Raw genomic sequence first — 19,896 nt, 5'->3', positions numbered from 1 at the left:
AGAGCCGAACATGGGCAGGGGATCTGTGGCAGCGACCGCCGACGGCACCGAAGAGCACACGGCCGGGTCCGGCGCGGGCGGGGGCCCGCCGCGGGGGCAGGGACCGGTCGCGCGGGCGGTGAGCTTCCTCGGGGAACTCCTCATCACGGCCGGGGTGGTGCTCGGGCTGTTCGTCGTCTACTCGCTGTGGTGGACCAACGTCGTCGCCGACCGGCACGCCGACCGGCAGGCGGACAAGGTCCGCGACCACTGGGCGAACTCCGCGACCGGTCCCGGCGCGCTGGACACCAAGGACGGCATCGGCTTCCTGCACGTCCCGGCGATGCGCAACGGCGCGGTCCTGGTGGAGAAGGGCACCTCCACCGACGTCCTCGACGAGGGCGTGGCCGGCTACTACACCGACCCGGCCGAGGCCGCCCTCCCGATGACCGGCAGGAAGGGCAACTTCACCCTCGCCGCCCACCGCGACGGCCACGGTGCCAAGTTCCACAACATCGACAAGGTCCACGAGGGCGACCCGGTCGTCTTCGAGACCAAGGACGAGTGGTACGTCTACAAGGTCTACTCGATCCTCCCCGAGACCTCGAAGTACAACGTCGACGTCCTCGCCCAGGTCCCCGAGGAGTCCGGGAGGACCAAGCCGGGCCACTACATCACCCTGACGACCTGCACCCCGGTCTACACGAGCCGCTACCGCTACGTGGTCTGGGCGGAGCTGGTCCGCACGGAGAAGGTCGACGCCAGGCGCACCCCTCCGGCCGAACTGCGCTGATCAGGGCCTTGGGCACTCCAGCCGCCGCAGCCGCGCATGATGCGTCCGCAGCCGCTGCTCGATCCGCCGCACCCCGTCCCGCATCGCCGACAGCTCCCGCTGACGGTCGCCGGAGGTCTCGATCAGCGCGTTGAACATCGGCACCACCGTCCTGCCGAGGACGTGCGCGATGCGCCGGTCGATACGGTCGTCCAGCGCCGCCTGGCCGAGTTCGCGACGGGACGCCTGCTCCACGTCCAGCAGGTACGTGCGCACCCGCCGGGCGACCTCGCTGTCGCGGAGGAGCATGGCGATGTTGAGGACGGCTCGGCGGGAGTAGACGGTGAGGCTCCGACGGGCCTGTGGATAACTCTCCAGCGAGAGTGACACGTTGTCACTCTCGAAGTTCCGCAGGTCAGCGCCGCGCAGGACGACCATGCCATGGGAGTACGGATTCGTCGATCACGGCCTGTCAACGACCTGCGGGCATATGAAGGCACGATCGGAAAACGGGACAGCCCCGGCACTGTGGGTGCCGGGGCTGTCCGCTGGACGGAGTGGAGGGGGTCAGCCGTTCTGGCCGCCGAAGATTCCGCCGATGCCGCCGCCATTGCCATTGCCGTTGCCCTGGCTCACGGTGATGAGGGTGATGGTGTCGCCCTTGTTGGCCGGGGTGCCGGGCTGGACGCTCTGCGTGAGGACCGTGGAGTTCTCGTCGCCGGCGCCGGGGCCCTGGGCGTTCACCTGGAGGCCGAGGCCCTGGAGGGTGTTGCGGGCGTCCTTCAGGGACTGCTTGGTGACGTCCGGGACCTGGACCTGCTCCGGGGCGTCGTTCTTGCCGACGCTGATGGAGACCGGGGTGCCCTTCTTGACCTGGCGGCCGATCTCCGGGTTGGTGCCCTGGACCTTGTCCTTCTGGGCCGGGTCGGCCACCGGCTGGTCGTTGCAGGTCGGGACGAGACCCGCCTGCTGGAGAGCGGCCTTGGCCTCGTCGCAGGACTTGCCCTTGACGTCCGGGATGGTGACCTTCTCCTCGGCCTTGGCGACGGTCAGGGTGATCGTCGACCCCTTCTGCACCTGCTTGCCGCCGGTGGGGTCCTGGTCGAGGACGTTGTCCGGGGTGTCGCTGGAGACGCGGGTCTCCTTCTTCACCGTGAGCTGGTAGTCGTCACCCTCGAGCTTCGCCCGTGCCTCGTCGAAGCTGAGTCCGATGACGCTCGGGATCGTCACCTTGGGCGCGCCCGTGGAGACCACCAGGTCGATGGTGTCCTTCTTGTTGACGTCCGAGCCGGCCGCCGGGGTCTGGGAGCAGATCTTGTTCCTGGGCTGGGCGTCGCACGGCTTGCGCGTGATGTCGCCCAGCTTCAGATCCGAGGCATCCGCCATCTTCCGGGCGTCCTCGACGGTGTTGCCCACGAAGTTCGGCGCCTTGAAGGGCTTCTCCGTGTTGCCGGGGAACATCCACATGCCGATGAGGATCGCGCCGACGAGCACCAGCACACCCGCGACCGCCAGCAGGATCGTCGAGGTGTTGTTGCTGTTCTTCTTCTGCTGGCGCCGCCGGTCGGGCCGGTCGTCGTAGCCGTAGCCGCCGTCGTCCGGGTTCATCGGCGGGAGCATCGTCGTCGCTCCGGCCGGTTCCTGCCGCAGCGCGGTGGTCGCCTGGTCGCCGGCGTAGCCGTAGCCGACCGTGCTCATGGCCGCGGTCGCGCCGACGGGCCGGCCGTCGAGGCACGCCTCGATGTCGGCGCGCATCTCGTCGGCCGACTGGTAGCGGTAGTTCGGGTCCTTGGTCAGCGCCTTGAGGACGATCGCGTCCATCTCCGGCGTGATCTCCGGATCGAACACGCTCGGCGGCTGCGGCTCCTCGCGCACGTGCTGGTAGGCGACGGCCACCGGGGAGTCGCCCACGAACGGCGGGCGGACGGTCAGCAGCTCGTAGAGCAGGCAGCCGGTGGAGTACAGGTCGGACCGGGCGTCGACCTGCTCGCCCTTGGCCTGCTCCGGCGAGAGGTACTGGGCGGTGCCGATCACGGCCGCGGTCTGCGTCATCGTCATCCCGGAGTCGCCCATGGCGCGGGCGATGCCGAAGTCCATCACCTTGACCTGGCCGTTGCGGGTCAGCATGACGTTGGCCGGCTTGATGTCCCGGTGGACGATGCCGCTGCGGTGGGCGTACTCCAGACCCTGGAGGATGCCGATGGTCATCTCCATCGACCGCTCGGGCAGCAGCTTGCGCCCGGAGTGCAGCAGCTCACGGAGCGTGGAGCCGTCGACGTACTCCATCACGATGTACGGGATGGAGACCCCGTCGATGTAGTCCTCGCCCGTGTCGTAGACCGCGACGATCGCGGGATGGTTGAGCGAGGCGGCAGACTGGGCCTCCCGGCGGAACCGGGCCTGGAAGGACGGATCACGCGCGAGGTCCGCGCGCAGCGTCTTCACCGCCACGGTGCGGCCGAGGCGGGTGTCATGCGCGAGGTAGACCTCTGCCATGCCACCACGGCCGAGTACGTGGCCCAGTTCGTACCGGCCGCCGAGGCGACGCGGCTCTTCCATAGCTACTTACCAGCCCTCTCCGTCGGTCCCGCCCGGCACGGGTGTGCGCGGCCGGAGCTTCCGTCCGGGCCTACCGTACCCGGCTCGCTCTGTGTGACCCGGCCAAGCCGGTAACCCGATACCGGACCGGTATCGCAACGTGCGGCGATGTGAAGGGCACGTGAGCGGGTTCACTTCTTGGACTTGATGACCGCCTCCATGACGCTCTTCGCGATCGGGGCGGCCAGGCCGCCACCGGAGATGTCGTCGCGCACGGCGTTGTCGTCCTCGATGACCACGGCCACGGCCACCGGGGAGCTGTGGTCGGGCAGCTTGGCGTAGGAGAGGAACCACGCGTAGGGGTTCTCGCTGTTCTCCACACCGTGCTGCGCGGTACCCGTCTTGCCACCCACCGTCACACCGTTGATCTGCGCCCTCTTACCGGTGCCGTCCTTGACGACCGTCTCCATCATCGACTGGAGGATCTGCGCGTTGCCCGGTGAGAGCGGCTGGCTCATCTCCTGCGGCTCGCTCTTCTCCACCGGGTCCAGGTTGGAGGACTGCAGCGAGTCGACCATGTAGGGCTTCATCAGCTTGCCGTCGTTGGCGACCGCGGAGGCGACCATGGCCATCTGGAGCGGGGTGGCCGCGGTGTTGAACTGGCCGATGGAGGACAGCGCGGTCTGCGAGTCGTTCATGTCCTTGGAGAACACGGAGGCGTTGGCGCGGATCGGCGTGAACTGCTCGGAGTCGAAGCCGAACTTCTTCGCCTCGGCCAGCATCTTGTCGTTGCCGAGGTCGGCGCCGATCTTGCCGAAGACGGTGTTGCAGGAGTACTGGAGCGCGACCCGCATCGTCGCGTCCTTGCAGGGGATGTTGCCCTCGTTCTTCAGCTCGGTCTGCGTGCCGGGCATCACCCAGGGCAGCGGGCTGTCGGTCTTCTGGTCGGCGGAGGAGTACTTGCCGTTCTCCAGCGCCGCGGCGGCGGTGACCACCTTGAACGTCGAGCCGGGCGGGTAGGTCTCGCGCAGCGCCCGGTTGAGCATCGGGTCGGCGGCGTCGCTCTTCTTCTGCAGCTTCGACCAGGCTTCCGCGTCGCCGTCACGGGAACCCGCGAACGACGACGGGTCGTACGAGGGGAACGAGGCCAGCGCGAGGATCTTGCCGGTGGAGGGCTCCAGAGCGACGACCGCGCCCTTGCCGCCCTGGTTCTTCAGCCCGGCGTAGGCGGCCTTCTGCGCCGCGGAGTTGAGCGTGGTGACGACGTTGCCGCCCTGCTTGGGCTTGCCGGTCAGCATGTCCAGGGTGTTGCGGAAGAACAGCCGGTCGTCGTTGCCGGTGAGGATGCCGTCGTTGATCTTCTCGAGCTGGGTGCTGTCGAACGCCTGCGAGGAGTAACCGGTGACCGGTGCCCACATGGGCCCGTTCTTGTAAGTGCGCTTGTACTTGAAGTCGCCGGCCTTGGTCTCGACGGAACCGGTTATCGGCTCGCCGTCCACGATGATGTCACCGCGCGGGGCCGCGTAGCGCTCGATGGCGACGCGGCGGTTGTCGCTCGCGGTGCGGAGCTTGTCGGCCTGGACGTACTGGAGCCAGTTGTCGCGGATCAGCAAGGCCAGGACGAGCAGTCCGCAGAAGAGGGCGATGCGGCGCAGGGGCTTGTTCACGTCCGGCCTTTCCACGAGCTGACAGGGACGCCTGTCGCTTCGGTCTCTCGGTGTCGCTGGGGCTGGCCCCCGTCCTTGGCCGCCCACAGTCTAGGGGCACTGCCTGTGGACGCGGACGCTCCTGAGGCCCGGCGGGACCCGCCCTGAGGTACGGTCCCGCCGCCCGCCGTGCTCACTGCGGGTCGGGCCCGGAGGTGCCGGGCCGCACGATCTGCGTCATCTCGGCGTCGGGGTTGCCGGCCGGGCTGGGTGCCGGGCGCCGGGCGGTGTCGCTGATGCGGATCAGGATGCCGATGAGCGCCCAGTTCGCGATGACGGAGGAACCGCCGTACGCGAGGAAGGGCATCGTCATGCCGGTCAGCGGGATGAGGCCCATCACGCCGCCCGCGACGACGAACACCTGGAGGGCGAACGCGCCGGACAGGCCGATGGCGAGCATCTTGCCGAAGGGGTCGCGGGCGGCCAGCGCGGTACGCACACCGCGCTCCACGATCAGGCCGTAGATCAGCAGGATCGCCATGATGCCCGCCAGGCCCAGCTCCTCGCCGTAGGTGGCGAGGATGAAGTCGGAGTTGGCGGCGAAGCGGATCAGCTCGGAGTGGCCCTGGCCCCAGCCGGTGCCGAGGGTGCCGCCGGAGCCGAAGGCCCACAGGGCCTGCTGGAGCTGGTCGGAGTGGCCGGCCTGGCCCTGACGGGAGAGCGTGTACTCCTTCATCGGGTCGAGCCACGCCTGGACACGCTGCTGAACGTGTGTCTCGAAGCTCGCCACGCCGACCGCGCCGACGGCGCTCATCAGCAGACCGAAGACGATCCAGCTCGTCCGCTCGGTGGCCACGTACAGCATGATCACGAACATGCCGAAGAACAGCAGCGAGGTTCCGAGGTCGGTCTCGAAGACCAGGATGATGATCGAGGTGAACCAGACGACCAGGATCGGGCCGAGGTCACGGCCGCGTGGCAGGTAGAGACCCATGAAGCGGCGGCTTGCGAGCGCGAGCGCGTCCCGCTTGACCATCAGGTATCCGGCGAAGAACACCGCGAGCACGATCTTGGCGAACTCACCGGGCTGGATGGTGAAGCTGCCGATCTGGATCCAGATCTTGGCGCCGTAGGTCACGCTCGCGCCCAGGCCGGGCACCAGCGGGAGCAGCAGCAGGACGAGCGCGGCCACCATGGAGATGTACGTGTACCGCTGCAGCGTGCGGTGCTCCTTGAGGAAGATCAGCACGACGGCGAACAGGATGATGCCCAGCGCCGTGTAGACCAGCTGGTTGGTGGCCTTGCCGCCTGCCTGGCCGATGGACTGCAGCAGCTTCGACTGGTCCAGGCGCCAGATCGCCACCAGACCGAGCCCGTTGAGCAGGGTGGCCAGCGGCAGCAGCAGCGGGTCGGCGTAGGGCGCGAACTTGCGGACCGCGAGGTGGGCGACGCCCGCCAGCAGGCCGAGGCCCAGGCCGTAGCCGAACAGGCCCGCGGGGACCTGGTCGTTGAGGGCCAGGCCCACATTGGCGTAGGCGAACACCGGGATGGCCACGGCGAAGACCAGCAGGGCCAGCTCGGTGTTGCGGCGGCTCGGCGCACCGATCGAGCCGATCGTGGACGTGTGGTGCGTCGGCGAATTGGTAGTACTGCTCATCGTGTGACGGGGCCTCTCACGGCTTGCCTACTGCTTGCCGCACTGATCGGCGACCTTCTGCTCATCCTCGGAGAGGCTGGGGCCGGGCCGGGGAGTGGCGGACGCGGTCGGGGACTTCGAGGGCGACGCCTGCGACTTCGACCCGGAGGCCGAGGGGTCGGGCGAGGGGCTGGCCTTGGTGAAGGCGGTCTTGGTGGCACCGGTGGTGCCGCCGGTCGCGCCCTGGCCCGTCTTGGACTTCTGCTGCTCACGCTCGGCGGCGGTGTGCTCGGCCTCCTTGCGGCAGGCGGACGCCTGCACGGAGAGCGCCTGCACCTTGGAACGGGCCTGGGACAGGCCGCCCGCCACCACGATCGTGTTCTTGACCTGCTTCTGCTGGTACGACGGCAGGTACTTGAGTTCGATCTCGGGGTGGTCCTGCTCGACCTTGGACAGCGAGACCCAGGCGAGGTCCTGGCTGATGCCCTGGTAGAGCGCGACGTGCTCGCCGTTGACCCCGACGTAGTACTGGGTCTGGGTCCAGCGCCAGCCGCCGTAGACGGCGCCGCCGACGACCGCGAGGGCCAGCGCGCTCCAGAGGGAACGCTTCAGCCAGCGACGGCCCTTGCGGGGCTTGGTGAAGTCCTCCTCGGAGTACTCGCCGAAGCTGCCCGCGGGGGCGTATTCCTCGGTGTCGCCGGAGGGCGCGCCGTGCCGGCCGCCGCCTGACTGCCTGCGGCCCTGGCGGCCGAGGTGCGAGGCGCGGCCGGCCGGGGTCTGCATGATGCCGTTGTCGTGGTTCAGGTGGTGCTGGTTCTCGGCGACGGCGCCGACCACGACCGGGGTGTCGGACAGCTGCCCGGCGAGGGTGTCGCCGGTCTCCAGGTCGAGCACGTCGGCGACGATCACCGTGATGTTGTCGGGGCCGCCGCCGCGCAGCGCGAGCTGGATCAGCTCCTGCACGGTCTCCTGCGGGCCCTGGTAACTGGCGAGCGCCTCCTCCATCGTCTGGTGGGAGACGACGCCGGAGAGCCCGTCGGAGCAGATCAGGTAGCGGTCGCCGGCGCGGACCTCGCGGATGGAGAGGTCGGGCTCGACGTGGTCGCCGCTGCCGAGGGCGCGCATCAGCAGCGCGCGCTGCGGGTGGGCGCCGGCCTCCTCCTCGGTGATCCGGCCCTCGTCGACCAGGCGCTGCACCCAGGTGTGGTCCTGGGTGATCTGGCTGAGCATGCCGTCGCGCAGCAGGTAGGCGCGCGAGTCGCCGACGTGTACGAGGCCGAGCCGCTGGCCGGTCCACAGCAGCGCGGTGAGGGTGGTCCCCATGCCTTCGAGCTGCGGGTCCTCCTCGACCATGGAGCGCAGCTGTTCGTTGGCACGGCGCACGGCGGTGCCGAGCGAGGTGAGGATGTCGGAGCCGGGCACGTCGTCGTCGAGCGTGACCAGGGTGGAGATGACCTCCGAGGAGGCGACCTCACCGGCGGCCTGGCCGCCCATGCCGTCGGCGATGGCGAGCAGGCGCGGACCGGCGTACCCGGAGTCCTCGTTGCCCTCCCGGATCATGCCCTTGTGCGATCCGGCGGCGAAGCGCAGTGACAGGCTCATGCGCACCTCGCCAGTCGGCTCCGGGTACAGCCGGTCGTGTCGAGCCACACTGCCCACCCTCCGGTCGGGAGCGCGCCGGGGACCGGATTGCGGTCCGCCGCCGCGTGCTCGCTCCGCTCGCGCTCATTCATTGGTGTAGCACTACTTCCGCAGCTCGATGACGGTCTTGCCGATGCGGATCGCCCCGCCCAGCGGGACCGGCGTCGGGGTCGTCAGCCGGGACCGGTCCAGGTAGGTGCCGTTGGTGGAGCCGAGGTCCTCCACGATCCACTGGCCGTCGCGGTCGGGGTAGATCCTGGCATGCCTGCTGGAGGCGTAGTCGTCGTCCAGCACGATCGTGGAGTCGTGCGCGCGGCCCAGGGTGATGGTCTGGCCCTGGAGCGCCACGGTGGTCCCGGCGAGGGTGCCCTCGGTGACGACGAGCTTGGTGGGCGCGTTGCGCCGCTGCCGGCCGCCGCTGCTTGGCTGGGCCCGCTGCCCGCGCTGGCCGCGCTGCTGCGGGGGCGCGGACTGCTGCCGGGCGGCGGCCTGCGGTCGCTGGGCCTCCCGGCGCGCTCCGCGCTGTGTGACGCGGGTACCGAACAGATCGCTTCGGATGACCTGCACGGCCACGATCACGAACAGCCACAGTACGGCCAGGAAACCCAGCCGCATGACCGTGAGGGTCAGCTCTGACATTGCCCCCGCTTCACCCTTCGGCTTGCCTATAGATAACGGTGGTGCTGCCCACGACGATCCGCGAGCCGTCGCGGAGCGTAGCGCGGGTGGTGTGCTGCCCGTCCACCACGATGCCGTTGGTGGACCCGAGGTCCTGGATCGTCGAGGGCGTCCCGGTGCGGATCTCGCAGTGCCTGCGGGAAACGCCGGGGTCGTCGATCCGTACGTCCGCCTCCGTGCTGCGGCCCATCACGAGGGTCGGGCGGGAGATCTGGTGGCGGGTGCCGTTGACCTCGATCCAGTACCGGGTCGCCGCGCCGCCCATCGGGGCGGCGGCGGGGCGCTGAGTTGCGGGCTGGGGGTAGCCGTAGCCGCCGGGCCGGGCGCCGGGGGGCGGCGCGGACGGCATCGGGGGGGCGCCGGCGGGCGGGTAGCCGTATCCGCCCTGGGGGGCCTGGGGTCCCGAGGGGCCCGGTCCGCCGGAGTGCGGGGCCTGGGGCTCCTGGCTGCTGGAGGAGGCGAGGGTGCGGCTGCGCACCCGGTACAGACCGGTGTCCAGGTCGGGGGCCTTCTCCAGGGTGACCTTGATCGGCCCCATGAAGGTGTAGCGCTGCTGCTTGGCGTAGTCGCGCACCATTCCGGCCAGCTCGTCGCCGAGCTGCCCGGAGTAGGGGCTGAGCCGCTCGTGGTCGGGCGTGCTCAGCTCCACGATGAAGTCGTTGGGCACGACGGTCCGGTCGCGGTTCCAGATCGTCGCGTTGTTGTCGCACTCCCGCTGGAGCGCGCCGGCGATCTCCACCGGCTGGACCTCGGACTTGAACACCTTGGCGAAGGTGCCGTTGACCAGACCTTCGAGACGCTGCTCGAATTTCTTCAGGACTCCCATGGGGCACCTCCTCCGTCGCTGCCGTCCTGCCGTGCCGTGCTCGGCGCGGCAGCCTCGCCCGTACTGCTCACTGATCGTATCTACGCGCCCGGCAATCAGCCGGTTCCCCCAGCGGACCCCCTTCGAACTCCTTCGGAGGAGGATCGTAGAGGTGGTCCCGGTCCAGTGTCCCGCACCCGGCGTCCGGTCCGGTCCTCCTGTGGATGAGATGGCCGGGACCGGTACGAGGTTGATACCTGAACAGCTTTGTCCGCAGGAGCGGGGGTCTCGGGGTCGCCGGGCGGGGCCGCCGTGCGATGCGCGTCCTCGGACCCGGCGGGACAGATGGCCTGGTGGGGGGCCTGGGAAAGGGATGTGATTCCACCCCGTGGGCCGTGCTAGTGTTCTGCATGTCGGAAGGGGCCAGCCCGCAAGGGCCGAACCGGAAGACACACCCAATGCGCGGGTGGCGGAATAGGCAGACGCGCTGGATTCAGGTTCCAGTGCCCGAAAGGGCGTGGGGGTTCAACTCCCCCCTCGCGCACAACGGAGCACCCTTAGAAGTGCTCTGGTTGCACCGAAGAGACGGGCTGATCGTGATAACGATCAGCCCGTTTCCGTGTGTCCAGGCAGATGGGCTGCGGTGTGACGCTTCTTACATGCACAACTGCCCGGCGGCTGGCGGGCGAAGAGCTGCTTCGCCATCGGCGGGCGCACCCGCCGGGTCCGCCGCTGCCCCGCCGGGAGGACCAGCTCCCGCTGGAACCCCGTTAAGCAGCACGGCGGGGACGTCGTCGTGATCATCTTCAGCGCCCGCATCTGTCGGCCCCGCTCCTTGCAGCGGCAATGCACCGCCTCCCGACGACGTGCGCCCGGCGGGTGGCCGGGGCGGGATCGGTGAGCACTGTGCTTCCTCCAGCTCAGGAATCAACCCGCCCCTGTCCTCCTCCGGTGTAGTCCCTGATACGCGCCCGTCCCGCCTCGGCGCGGAATGCGAGGCGGGACGGCGAGGGCGGCGGACCAGGTGGGGACCGTGAGGCGGGGACTACGAAGCGGCCGCCCCGGGGCCGGACTTCGCCGACTGGACGAAGGCCAGGGTTTCCGCGAGGTTTTTCCAGATCTCCGCGGCGAGATCCATGTTGGACGCCTCGTGCGCCTTTCCGGCCAGCGCCTCGACGGCGCGCACCCCGGCTTCCACCTGCCCGGAGATGATGTCGAGCAGATGGACCAGTACCTCGAACCGGATCATGTCGCGGAACTCGAGCTTCTTCGCGTCGGGGCGGATCTCCTCGCACAAACTGCGCGCCGCGTCGAGCTCCCCCGCCTGGAAATGCGCATGGGCCCGGATCGTGTGGAACTCCAGATGCTGCCCGGCGTCCCCGACCAGGACCAGTGCGGGCTCGACCTCCTTGAGGATCTGCTGCGCGTCGGAGAGCCGGGAGGGGTGCATCTGCAGGTAAAGCGACGCGGCGGCGAAGCGCAGCCGCATCCACAGCCGGAGGTCGTCGGCGCTGCTGCTCAGCGCCAGTGCCTCGGCCAGCCGGGCCGCGGCGGCCGCATGGTTCCCCTGCCGGACGTACACGCTGGCGGCGGTCCACAGGGCTTCGACCCGCATGGTTCGCGTGGTGTGCTTCGAGAGCACCTCCAGGTCCGCCACGTACTTCAGTGCGTGCACACCGCCGCCCACTGCGAGGCGCACACGCGGCTGGTCCGGTGACTGCCTGACGCGTAGTCGTATCCGCGCCCAGGAGTTGCCCGAGCCCGACTCGCGGCGCAACGGCTTTGCGGGGCGAACGAGGTGTGCCGCGGCGCCCGTGGGGATCCTTCGGAGCGTTTGCCGGCGGGTGGGCCACCTGCGACTCCATTGGTGAAGGCCAGTCAACCCGGGAGGCGTACGGTGGTCCTGTCCCGGTCTGACCTGCTGTGCCTGCTGGAGCCGCTGCGTTCGGCGGACGGGCTCGAACTCGTCCGCCCGGTACCTGGGCGTACCCGGCCTGGGCCACGTCCTGGTGAGGCGGTGAGTGTCCCGGGTCACGCTGCCTTGTCCCGTCAGGCCAGGAAGGATCGTCACCATGAGCGGCACCCCGTCACCGTTTCCCGATCGGATCGAGCTCACAGGGGAGGGGCTCGTCCTGCGTGACTGGACGGAAGCGGACCTGCCCGCGATGCCGGACTTGTTCGACCATCCCGACATCGCGTACTGGACGCCGATGGTCTCACCCTTCGACGAAGCAGCCGCTCGCGCACGGCTGGACCGGGGCCGGCGGATGCGGGCGGACGGCACGACCATCCTGCTCGCCATCACCGTTGACGGCCGCGCGCCGCTGGGCGAGGTGATGCTGCGGCGCGCCCCGGAGGGCACAGAGATCGGCTATGCGGTCGGCCCGGCGTATCGCGGCCAGGGACTGGCCGCGCGGGCGGTGCGGGTGATGGCCGGATACGCCTTCGAACAACTGGGCGCGGAAGAAGTGATCCTGGAGCTGGAGGCCGAGAACTCCGCCAGCGTCGCCGTGGCCACCAGGGCGGGATTCAGCCTGCTTGACGTGCCGCTGATCGAGGGGGAGGAGAAGGGACGGCCCTATGCCCTGCAGACGTGGGGCCTGCGGCCACCCTTGTCGGGCTGTTCAGGTTCCGGGCGGGGGTGAGGTCGATCGCCGGGGCGCCCACGCCCGCCGTGCCGAAGTCGATGACCGCCGCCGGCCGGCCGTCGGCGCCCAGCAGGTTGCTCGGCATCAGGTCGGAGTGGGTCCAGCACGGCGCCCCGGTCCAGCGCGGTGCCGTCGGGGCGGTCTCCCAGGCGGCCGCGATCGGCGTAGTGGGAGGGGTGCCGGCTAAGCGGGAGGTGACCGTCTTGGACGTCGCCGTGGATGTCCACGAACGGTGAGTCGTCCACAGGGTCTGACAGGTTTCGGCCACCGCATGTACCTTCGGCACGAGTTGATGTTCGAGACGCTCGTGCTGGAGCGTTCGGGGCGCGGGGGAGGCGGTCGTGGTGGCCGGAGCCGGGGTGGAGCCTGCCGGGACGGGGCCGGTGGGCAGGGTCCCGAGGCTGCGCGGGTTCGCGCAGTGGCCGCCGGCCGGGTCCGCCAAGCACCAGGGCAAGGCCCTGCGGGCCGACGTGCCCCGCGGTGCCCACCGGGATCTCGTGGTGGACGGCGCGCGTCCGGACGCGGTGGCCGCGGTCGAGGAGTCCAACGCCGGGCGCCTTGCCGAGCTGACCCCGATAAGGGTGGGCCGCATGGCCGCCTCCCCCTTCGCCTTCCTGCGCGGCTCGGCCGGCCTCATGGGGTACGACCTGGCCCGCACCCCGGTGACCGGCATCGGCACCCAGCTCTGCGGTGACGCCCACGCGGCCAACTTCGGTCTGTACGGGGACGCGCGCGGTGGTCTGGTCATCGACCTCAACGACTTCGACGAGACGGTGCACGGCCCCTGGGAGTGGGACCTGAAGCGGCTGACAGCCTCCCTGGTGCTGGCCGGGCGTGAGGCGGGGGCCGACGAGGACACCTGTCGCGCCGCCGCGCGGGACGCCGTCGGCGCGTACCGGCGCACCATGCGGCTGCTGGCCCGGCTGCCCGCGCTGGACGCCTGGAACGCCATCGCGGACGAGGAACTGGTCTCCCACGCCGACGCCCACGACCTGCTGGGCACCCTGGAGCGGGTGTCGGCGAAGGCGCGGGCCAACACCAGCGGCCGCTTCGCCGCCAGGTCGACCGAGGAGTGCGAGGACGGTGGCCGCCGCTTCGTGGACGCGCCCCCGGTGCTGCGCCGCGTTCCGGACGCCGAGGCCGCCGCCGTCGCCGCCTCACTGGAGCCGTACCTGTCGACGCTGGGCGCGGACCGGCTGCCGCTGCTCGCGCGGTACGCGGTGCAGGACGTCGCCTTCCGTGTCGTCGGCACCGGCAGCGTGGGCACCCGGTCCTACGTGGTGCTGCTCCTCGACCACCGCGGTGAGCCGCTCGTTCTCCAGGTGAAGGAGGCCCGGCCCTCGGCGCTCGCCCCGCATCTGGCCACCGCGGGCTTCCCCGTGCCGCCCGCCGAGCACGAGGGGCGGCGCGTGGTGCTGGGGCAGAAGCGGATGCAGGTGGTCAGCGACATCCTGCTGGGCTGGACCACGGTGGACGGACGCGGCTACCAGGTCCGGCAGTTCCGCAACCGCAAGGGCAGCGTCGACCCCGCCGCCCTCGCGCCGGACCAGGTCGACGACTACGGCCGGATGACCGGCGCCCTGCTGGCTCGCGCCCACTCCCACAGCGCCGACCCCCGGCTCATCGCCGGGTACTGCGGCAAGAACGAGGAACTGGACGACGCCGTGGCCGACTTCGCCACCGTCTACGCCGACCTCACCGAGGCCGACCACGCGTGCCTGGTGGAGGCGGTCCGCTCCGGGCGGATCGCGGCCGAGACGGGGGTGTGAGCGGGGATGCGGGGAGAAGCCGCCGAGGCGGGAAGAGGGCGTCCGGAGTGCTGAGATGAAGTACGTCGAGCTGCGCGGCGGCGGCGAGGAGCCCGTGCTCGCCGATCCGGGTCCCTATCTCGCCCGGCTGCCCGGCATCGCCGCCGGACTCCCGCCCGGCGCCCGTGCCTTCGCGACCGACCCGGCGCACTACGACCCCGAGGCCGGGCGCTGTGTCCGCGGCCTGCTGCCGACACGGGTGAACCGCACGGCCGGCGGGGGCGTCGAGATCCGCTTCCGGCACGACTGCACCCGGCACGAGGAGGATCTGCTGGTCCGCTACACCGGTGTGTCCGACTTCCAGTCGGACGTGCTGGGCGTGTGCGATCCGGCGTCGCTGGGCGATGTGATCACGGACGAGATCCTGCCGCTGCCGGGCGGCTGCACCCATGAGGTGGCCTGCCGTCCCGGGCGGCTGGTGGTGGCGTGCCGGGATCTGGTGGCCGAGTGGGTCCCGGCGGCCTGTGTGTGGAGGCGCGGCCGGCGAGCCGGGCCGGTCAATCCGCTCCGTCGAGGGGGGCCTTGTGGGTGTGGCCTAGGCTGGTCGGGTGACGACCCCGGAAGCTGAGCAGACCGAGCAGTCCCAGTCGCCGCGGCCCGAGGAACGGCTGGAAAAGGCCGTCCGGGTCGCCGAGCAGGCGCTGATCGACTTCGAGATCGCCGTGGAGACCTTCCGCGTCGAGGTCGAGAACTTCGCCCGGCTGCACGAACAGCGGCTCGGCCCGCTGTACGCCCGCATCGAGGAGCTGGACGCCTCGATCGCCGAGGCGCGGGCCGCCCGTACCCAGGACCCCGAGGACATCCGGCGCGCCGCCGAGGCACGCGCCAACCTGTCGCCCATCCCCGGCGTCGAGGAACTGCTGCACGGCTGGATGGACGGCCAGGGGCTGTTCCCGGAGGCCACCGCGATGCTCACCGACCAGCCGGTGCGGCCGCCGGAGCGGGTGCGGCCCAGTGAGGAGGTCCGCAAGCTCTACCGCGACCTGGCGCGCAAAGCCCACCCCGACCTCGCCCAGGAGGACGCCGAGCGCGTCCGCCGCGAGGAGTTCATCACCCGCGTCAACGCCGCTTACGCCCGTGGGGACGAGGCCCTGCTGCGGGAACTCGCCGCCGAGTGGGCCGCGGGCCCGGTGCCGCCCGAGCGCCGGCCCAGCCCCAGCGACGAGCTGTACGCCCGCCTGGAGTGGCTCGCCGAGCGCAAGGAACTCCTCACCCTGGTCGCCCGGGAACTGGAGAACGGCGCCATCGCCGGCATGCTCCGCCTCGCCCCGGACGATCCCGACAGCCTCCTCACCGAGATCGCCGAGCGGCTGCACGGCGACATCGCCCGCCGGGAGTCCGACCTCGCGGCGCTGCTGACGCAGGAGTGATCACCCGGCGTCGCGTGCGGCGCTTCGGGTAGCGTCGGGGGCATGAGTTTCGGAGCTGGTGTGCCCACGGTCGAGGTCGCGGACCTCAAGGACGGCGATTTCCTGCTGGACGTCCGCGAGGACGACGAGTGGCAGGCCGGTCATGCCGAAGGGGCGCTGCACATCCCGGTCAGCGAGTTCGTCGCCCGCTACGGCGAGCTGACCGAGGCCGCCCCCCAGGACGGCCGCGTCAACGTCATCTGCCGCTCCGGCGGCCGCTCCGCCCAGGTCACCATGTACCTCGTCCAGCAGGGCATCGACGCGGTCAACGTCGACGGCGGCATGAAGCACTGGGAGGCCGTGGGCCGCCCGGTGGTGACGGATGCGGGGCAGGGCGGGGTGGTGATCTAGTGCTGTGACCGGGAAGGGTCACCGGCCGCCGCCGGCCCGCTCACCGGTCGAAGTCCACCTCGACCTTCTCCGTCATGGGGTGGGACTGGCAGGCCAGGACGTAGCCCGCTTCGGTTTCCTCGGGTTCGAGGGCGAAGTTGCGGTCCATGCGGACCTCGCCGGAGACCAGGAAGGCACGGCAGGTGCCGCAGACGCCGCCCTTGCAGGCGTAGGGCGCGTCGGGGCGGTTGCGCAGGACGGTGTCCAGGAGGGATTCGCCCTGCTGGGCCGGCCAACTGCCGCCGCGGCCGTCCAGGCGAGCGGTCACCGTGCTGTGGGCGGCTGCCGGCGCGGTGGTGGCCGGGAGGGTGCCGCCGTCCACGTGGAAGATCTCCTGGTGGATGCCGGAGCGGTCCACGCCGAGGCCGCGCAGGGCCCGTTCGGCATCCTCCACCAGGCCGTACGGGCCGCAGAGGAACCAGCCCTTGACCTGGTCCACCGGGAGCAGAGCGGGCAGCAGCCCGGCCAGCCGGTCCCGGTCGAGGCGGCCGGAGGGCAGGCCCGCCTGCTGCTCCTCGCGGGAGAGCACCGTCACCAGCTGGAACCGCTCCGGGTAACGGTCTTTCAGGTCGGCCACCTCCTCCAGGAACATGGTCGAGGCGGCCGTGCGGTCGGCCCGGATCAGGCAGAACCGTGCGCCCGGTTCGCGGGCCAGCAGTGTGGCGGCGATCGACAGCACCGGTGTGATGCCGCTGCCGCCGACGACGGCCGCGAAGTGACCCGGTGCCGGATCCAGCGTGAAGCGCCCGGCCGGGGTCATCACCTCCAGCTCGTCCCCGGCGGCGATCTCCTTGAACGCGTACGTCGAGAACGCGCCGCCGTCGACCAGCCGCACCCCCACCCGCAGCATGCTCGGGCCGGGGCCGGCCGGGTCGGGGGCAGGGGAGCAGATCGAGTAGGTGCGGCGGATGTCGGCGCCGTCCACACGGCGGCGCAGGGTGAGGTGCTGGCCCGGCTTGTGCCGGTACTCCTCGCGCAGCTCGGGTGGCACGGCGAAGGTGACGGCGACCGAGTCGTCGGTCAGCCGGTCTGTCCCGGCCACCCGGAGCCGGTGGAAGCGTGCCATCACAACTCCTTGAAGTGGTCGAACGGTTCACGGCAGGCGAGACACCGGCGCAGTGCCTTGCAGGCCGTGGAGGAGAAGCGGCTCAGCAGCTCGGTGTCGGCGGAGCCGCAGTGCGGGCAGTGGACGGCCTCCGGTGCCTGTTCTCCGATGCCGCCGCCGGTGCGGGTCGGGCCCAGGGTGAGGGTGACCGGGCCCGCGGGATGCCGGGTGCGCGGCGGGGCTATGCCGGACTGCTGGAGCTTGCGGCGGCCCTCGGGGGTGATGTCGTCCGTGGACCAGGCCGGGGTGAGGACCGTGCGGACGGTGACCTCCCGCATGCCGTGGGCCCGCAGGGCCTCCGCGATGTCCGCGCTCATCGCCTCCACCGCCGGGCAGCCGGTGTAGGTCGGGGTGAGGTCCACCTCCACGGTGCCGGTGCCGGTGAGGTGCACCGCGCGCACGACGCCCAGCTCGTGCAGGGTGAGCACGGGCAGCTCCGGGTCGGGCACCGAGCCGGCCAGCTTCAGCAGCTCCGTCTCCAGCGCGGTGGTGGTCACCATGACGCCCCCGGATGGCTGCGGTGCAGGTGCTGCATCTCGGCGAGCATCCGCCCGAACGGCTCGGTGTGCAGGCCCTGTCGCCCCGCGCCCGCCGCCCACGCTCCCGTACGGGGGCCCTCGGGCAGGGGCAGGGTGGCGCGCCCGAGCACGTCCGTGACGGAGGCGAGCCAACTGGCCTCCAGTGCGGCCCAGTCGACGTCCACGCCGGGGATCGGCTGGAACATCTCCCCGGTGAACCGCCAGAGCGCGGCGCAGGCCCGGCTCATCCGGTCGTGGCTGAGTTCGGTACCGTCGCCGAGGCGCACGGTCCACTGCTCGGCGTGGTCGCGGTGGTAGGCGACCTCCTTGACCGCCTTGCCGGCGAGCGGCTGGAACGGGCCTTCCCGCGCGGCGAGTTCCGAGTACAGCAGGTGCTGGTAGGTGGAGAAGTAGAGCTGCCGGGCGATGGTGTGGGCGTAGTCGCCGCCAGGCTGCTCCACCAACTGGAGGTTACGGAAGGCGCGTTCCTCGCGGAGGTAGGCCAGCTCGTCCTCGTCGCCGGCCATGGAGAGCAGCACGCGGGCCTGGCCGAGCAGGTCGAGCGCGATGTTGGCGAGGGCGACCTCCTCTTCCAGGACGGGGGCGTGTCCGGCCCACTCCCCGAGGCGGTGGGAGAGCACCAGGGCGTCGTCGCCGAGGGCGAGGGCCGCGGTGGTGGGGACGGTGGCGGTCACAGGTGCTTCACCCCTTCCGGGATCTCGTAGAAGGTCGGGTGCCGGTAGGGCTTGTCGGCGGACGGCTCGAAGAACGGGTCCTTCTCGTCGGGCGAGGAAGCGGTGACGGCGGTGGCCGGCACGACCCAGATGGAGACGCCCTCGCCGCGCCGGGTGTAGAGGTCCCGGGCGTTGCGCAGGGCCAGCTCCGCGTCGGGGGCGTGCAGGCTGCCGGCGTGGGTGTGGGAGAGGCCGCGACGGGAGCGGACGAAGACCTCCCACAGGGGCCAGTCGGTGTGGGTCATGCGCGCGTCGCTCCTGTCCGGCCGGTGCTCCCGGCGTGTTTGGCCGCGTGGGCGGCGGCCGCTTCCCTGACCCAGGCGCCCTCGTCGTGTGCGCGGCGGCGCTGGGTGATGCGCTGTTCGTTGCAGGGGCCGTTGCCCTTGAGTACTTCCTTGAACTCGGTCCAGTCGATGGCGCCGAAGTCGTGGTGCCCGCGCTCCTCGTTCCACTTCAGGTCCGGGTCGGGGAGCGTGAGGCCGAGGGACTCGGCCTGGGGGACGGCGATGTCGACGAAGCGCTGCCGCAGCTCGTCGTTGGAGTGGCGCTTGATCTTCCACTCCATGGACTGGGCGGAGTGCTGGGAGGAGTCGTCGGGCGGGCCGAACATCATCAGCGAGGGCCACCACCAGCGGTCGACCGCGTCCTGCGCCATGGCGTGCTGCTCGGGGGTGCCCTTGCTCAGGGCGAGCAGCAGCTCGTACCCCTGGCGCTGGTGGAAGGACTCCTCCTTGCAGATGCGGACCATGGCGCGGGCGTACGGGCCGTAGGAGCAGCGGCACAGCGGGACCTGGTTGGTGATGGCGGCGCCGTCCACCAGCCAGCCGATGGCGCCCACGTCGGCCCAGGTCAGAGTGGGGTAGTTGAAGATCGAGGAGTATTTCTGGCGACCGCTGTGCAGCTTGTCCAGCAGTTCCTCGCGGCTGGTGCCGAGGGTTTCGGCGGCGCTGTAGAGGTAGAGGCCGTGGCCCGCCTCGTCCTGGACCTTGGCCATCAGGATCGCCTTGCGGCGCAGGCTGGGGGCCCGGGTGATCCAGTTCGCCTCGGGCTGCATGCCGATGATCTCGGAGTGCGCGTGCTGGGCGATCTGACGGACGAGCGTCGCGCGGTAGGCGTCCGGCATCCAGTCGCGTGGCTCGATGCGCTCTTCGGCGGCCACCGCCGCGTCGAAGGCGTGCTGGTGCGCCGCGATGTCCGCGGTGGCGCCGGGTGCGCCGTCCGCGGGTGTGCGGTCCGTGCGAGGCGCGGCTGCTGTGGCCATGCGGTCCCCCTGACCTAGGACTCTGCCGGAAACACGCCCCGACCGATCGTTCGGTTCGTGCGTGTCAATGGTGTGCCGGGGCGTCGTCGGGTGTCAACCGCTGTGGACGACGCGGCCGCGCGCCTGTGGAGAACCCCGGTGGCCGGTCCGCGCTCCCGGCCGCGCGGGGCCGGTGTGCGGCGGCCCCGGGCCGGGCGGCGGAGGCCGGGCCCGGGGCTGCGCGGGGCGGGTGGGGCTGAGTACCGTTCCGTGCGGGTGCCAAGCGGAAGCAGAGGTGCCCGAGGACCAGGGGGCGCCCCGTGACGGGTGCGTCGATGCCGGAGCGAAA

20 protein-coding genes and 1 tRNA gene are annotated in these 19,896 nt (G+C 70.9%); 7 read left to right on the top strand and 14 right to left on the bottom strand.

Annotated features, from left to right (window positions below; all coding sequences use genetic code 11):
* Nucleotides 1–25 precede the first annotated feature (25 nt).
* Nucleotides 26–772, top strand: coding sequence for a class E sortase (locus tag ACWCV3_RS08925; RefSeq protein ID WP_451220922.1), 747 nt, complete (start codon nucleotides 26–28; stop codon nucleotides 770–772).
* Here the strand turns inward: ACWCV3_RS08925 and ACWCV3_RS08920 are convergent, their stop codons facing one another.
* The 7 genes from ACWCV3_RS08920 to ACWCV3_RS08890 form a co-directional block, all read right to left on the bottom strand.
* Complete coding sequence (locus tag ACWCV3_RS08920) at nucleotides 773–1,189, bottom strand: hypothetical protein (protein WP_451220546.1); 417 nt, start codon at nucleotides 1,187–1,189, stop codon at nucleotides 773–775.
* A gap of 129 nt (nucleotides 1,190–1,318) precedes the next feature.
* Nucleotides 1,319–3,310: a Stk1 family PASTA domain-containing Ser/Thr kinase gene (gene pknB / locus ACWCV3_RS08915; RefSeq protein ID WP_451220543.1), complete on the bottom strand. Its 1,992-nt coding sequence runs from the start codon at nucleotides 3,308–3,310 to the stop codon at nucleotides 1,319–1,321.
* A 170-nt stretch (nucleotides 3,311–3,480) separates the two neighbouring features.
* Complete coding sequence (locus ACWCV3_RS08910) at nucleotides 3,481–4,956, bottom strand: peptidoglycan D,D-transpeptidase FtsI family protein (RefSeq protein ID WP_451220540.1); 1,476 nt, start codon at nucleotides 4,954–4,956, stop codon at nucleotides 3,481–3,483.
* Between the two features lie 172 nt (nucleotides 4,957–5,128).
* Complete coding sequence (locus ACWCV3_RS08905; protein WP_451220537.1) at nucleotides 5,129–6,592, bottom strand: FtsW/RodA/SpoVE family cell cycle protein; 1,464 nt, start codon at nucleotides 6,590–6,592, stop codon at nucleotides 5,129–5,131.
* 27 nt (nucleotides 6,593–6,619) lie between these two features.
* Nucleotides 6,620–8,173 (bottom strand): Stp1/IreP family PP2C-type Ser/Thr phosphatase, encoded by a 1,554-nt coding sequence (locus ACWCV3_RS08900; RefSeq protein WP_451220534.1) that lies wholly within the window; start codon nucleotides 8,171–8,173, stop codon nucleotides 6,620–6,622.
* Nucleotides 8,174–8,314: 141 nt separating this feature from the next.
* Nucleotides 8,315–8,851, bottom strand: a complete 537-nt coding sequence (locus ACWCV3_RS08895; RefSeq protein WP_451220531.1) for an FHA domain-containing protein FhaB/FipA — start codon at nucleotides 8,849–8,851, stop codon at nucleotides 8,315–8,317.
* Nucleotides 8,852–8,861: 10 nt separating this feature from the next.
* Nucleotides 8,862–9,716: an FhaA domain-containing protein gene (locus ACWCV3_RS08890; RefSeq protein WP_451220528.1), complete on the bottom strand. Its 855-nt coding sequence runs from the start codon at nucleotides 9,714–9,716 to the stop codon at nucleotides 8,862–8,864.
* A 439-nt stretch (nucleotides 9,717–10,155) separates the two neighbouring features.
* Here ACWCV3_RS08890 and ACWCV3_RS08885 point away from each other — a divergent pair.
* Nucleotides 10,156–10,239: transfer RNA gene (locus ACWCV3_RS08885), tRNA-Leu, on the top strand.
* Between the two features lie 501 nt (nucleotides 10,240–10,740).
* On the opposite strand, the gene ACWCV3_RS08880 is transcribed toward ACWCV3_RS08885, so the two are convergent.
* Nucleotides 10,741–11,352 carry a hypothetical protein gene (locus ACWCV3_RS08880; RefSeq protein WP_451220525.1) on the bottom strand — a complete coding sequence of 204 codons (612 nt, stop codon included), beginning with the start codon at nucleotides 11,350–11,352 and terminating at the stop codon, nucleotides 10,741–10,743.
* A gap of 415 nt (nucleotides 11,353–11,767) precedes the next feature.
* On the opposite strand from ACWCV3_RS08880, the gene ACWCV3_RS08875 reads away from it, so the two are divergent.
* Nucleotides 11,768–12,340: a GNAT family N-acetyltransferase gene (locus ACWCV3_RS08875; protein WP_451220522.1), complete on the top strand. Its 573-nt coding sequence runs from the start codon at nucleotides 11,768–11,770 to the stop codon at nucleotides 12,338–12,340.
* Here the strand turns inward: ACWCV3_RS08875 and ACWCV3_RS08870 are convergent.
* The gene (locus ACWCV3_RS08870) at nucleotides 12,225–12,611 is read right to left on the bottom strand and encodes a phosphotransferase (RefSeq protein ID WP_451220519.1); all 387 of its coding nucleotides are present in this window, start codon (nucleotides 12,609–12,611) and stop codon (nucleotides 12,225–12,227) included. The two genes, ACWCV3_RS08875 and ACWCV3_RS08870, sit on opposite strands and share 116 nt — an antisense overlap.
* A 73-nt stretch (nucleotides 12,612–12,684) precedes the next feature.
* Here ACWCV3_RS08870 and ACWCV3_RS08865 point away from each other — a divergent pair, with 73 nt between their 5' ends.
* From ACWCV3_RS08865 to ACWCV3_RS08850, 4 genes are read left to right on the top strand one after another with little or no spacing between them, the layout of a single operon-like run.
* Nucleotides 12,685–14,112, top strand: coding sequence for a DUF2252 domain-containing protein (locus ACWCV3_RS08865; RefSeq protein WP_451220516.1), 1,428 nt, complete (start codon nucleotides 12,685–12,687; stop codon nucleotides 14,110–14,112).
* Between the two features lie 55 nt (nucleotides 14,113–14,167).
* Nucleotides 14,168–14,719 (top strand): hypothetical protein, encoded by a 552-nt coding sequence (locus tag ACWCV3_RS08860; RefSeq protein ID WP_451220513.1) that lies wholly within the window; start codon nucleotides 14,168–14,170, stop codon nucleotides 14,717–14,719.
* The gene (locus ACWCV3_RS08855; protein WP_451220511.1) at nucleotides 14,700–15,521 is read left to right on the top strand and encodes a hypothetical protein; all 822 of its coding nucleotides are present in this window, start codon (nucleotides 14,700–14,702) and stop codon (nucleotides 15,519–15,521) included. The genes ACWCV3_RS08860 and ACWCV3_RS08855 overlap by 20 nt, the downstream gene beginning before the upstream one ends.
* A 60-nt stretch (nucleotides 15,522–15,581) precedes the next feature.
* Nucleotides 15,582–15,911: a rhodanese-like domain-containing protein gene (locus tag ACWCV3_RS08850; protein ID WP_451220919.1), complete on the top strand. Its 330-nt coding sequence runs from the start codon at nucleotides 15,582–15,584 to the stop codon at nucleotides 15,909–15,911.
* 40 nt (nucleotides 15,912–15,951) lie between these two features.
* On the opposite strand, the gene paaE is transcribed toward ACWCV3_RS08850, so the two are convergent.
* From paaE to paaA, 5 genes are read right to left on the bottom strand one after another with little or no spacing between them, the layout of a single operon-like run.
* Nucleotides 15,952–17,016: a 1,2-phenylacetyl-CoA epoxidase subunit PaaE gene (gene paaE / locus ACWCV3_RS08845; protein WP_451220508.1), complete on the bottom strand. Its 1,065-nt coding sequence runs from the start codon at nucleotides 17,014–17,016 to the stop codon at nucleotides 15,952–15,954.
* On the bottom strand, nucleotides 17,016–17,555 hold the full coding sequence (paaD, locus tag ACWCV3_RS08840) for a 1,2-phenylacetyl-CoA epoxidase subunit PaaD (protein WP_451220505.1): 540 nt from the start codon (nucleotides 17,553–17,555) through the stop codon (nucleotides 17,016–17,018). Before paaD ends, paaE begins: the two co-directional genes overlap by 1 nt.
* Nucleotides 17,549–18,268 (bottom strand): 1,2-phenylacetyl-CoA epoxidase subunit PaaC, encoded by a 720-nt coding sequence (gene paaC / locus ACWCV3_RS08835; protein ID WP_451220502.1) that lies wholly within the window; start codon nucleotides 18,266–18,268, stop codon nucleotides 17,549–17,551. The genes paaD and paaC overlap by 7 nt, the downstream gene beginning before the upstream one ends.
* Entirely contained in the window at nucleotides 18,265–18,552 is a 288-nt protein-coding gene (gene paaB / locus ACWCV3_RS08830; protein ID WP_030805879.1) for a 1,2-phenylacetyl-CoA epoxidase subunit PaaB, read from the bottom strand. Before paaB ends, paaC begins: the two co-directional genes overlap by 4 nt.
* The gene (gene paaA / locus ACWCV3_RS08825) at nucleotides 18,549–19,568 is read right to left on the bottom strand and encodes a 1,2-phenylacetyl-CoA epoxidase subunit PaaA (RefSeq protein WP_451220500.1); all 1,020 of its coding nucleotides are present in this window, start codon (nucleotides 19,566–19,568) and stop codon (nucleotides 18,549–18,551) included. Before paaA ends, paaB begins: the two co-directional genes overlap by 4 nt.
* Between the last annotated feature and the right edge of the window lie 328 nt (nucleotides 19,569–19,896).

The sequence above is a fragment of the Streptomyces sp. NPDC001781 genome (assembly GCF_053596035.1).
This window is presented reverse-complemented; position numbering and strand designations above follow the sequence as displayed.

What these genes read in the sequence shown, in the direction of transcription:
- paaA (WP_451220500.1), bottom strand. Translation starts at nt 19,568, where the DNA reads ATGGCCACAGCAGCCGCGCCTCGCACGGACCGCACACCCGCGGACGGC.
- ACWCV3_RS08895 (WP_451220531.1), bottom strand. Translation starts at nt 8,851, where the DNA reads ATGTCAGAGCTGACCCTCACGGTCATGCGGCTGGGTTTCCTGGCCGTA.
- paaB (WP_030805879.1), bottom strand. Translation starts at nt 18,552, where the DNA reads ATGACCCACACCGACTGGCCCCTGTGGGAGGTCTTCGTCCGCTCCCGT.
- paaE (WP_451220508.1), bottom strand. Translation starts at nt 17,016, where the DNA reads ATGGCACGCTTCCACCGGCTCCGGGTGGCCGGGACAGACCGGCTGACC.
- paaD (WP_451220505.1), bottom strand. Translation starts at nt 17,555, where the DNA reads ATGGTGACCACCACCGCGCTGGAGACGGAGCTGCTGAAGCTGGCCGGC.
- ACWCV3_RS08920 (WP_451220546.1), bottom strand. Translation starts at nt 1,189, where the DNA reads ATGGTCGTCCTGCGCGGCGCTGACCTGCGGAACTTCGAGAGTGACAAC.
- pknB (WP_451220543.1), bottom strand. Translation starts at nt 3,310, where the DNA reads ATGGAAGAGCCGCGTCGCCTCGGCGGCCGGTACGAACTGGGCCACGTA.
- ACWCV3_RS08890 (WP_451220528.1), bottom strand. Translation starts at nt 9,716, where the DNA reads ATGGGAGTCCTGAAGAAATTCGAGCAGCGTCTCGAAGGTCTGGTCAAC.
- ACWCV3_RS08860 (WP_451220513.1), top strand. Translation starts at nt 14,168, where the DNA reads ATGAAGTACGTCGAGCTGCGCGGCGGCGGCGAGGAGCCCGTGCTCGCC.
- ACWCV3_RS08875 (WP_451220522.1), top strand. Translation starts at nt 11,768, where the DNA reads ATGAGCGGCACCCCGTCACCGTTTCCCGATCGGATCGAGCTCACAGGG.
- ACWCV3_RS08905 (WP_451220537.1), bottom strand. Translation starts at nt 6,592, where the DNA reads ATGAGCAGTACTACCAATTCGCCGACGCACCACACGTCCACGATCGGC.
- ACWCV3_RS08900 (WP_451220534.1), bottom strand. Translation starts at nt 8,173, where the DNA reads ATGAGCCTGTCACTGCGCTTCGCCGCCGGATCGCACAAGGGCATGATC.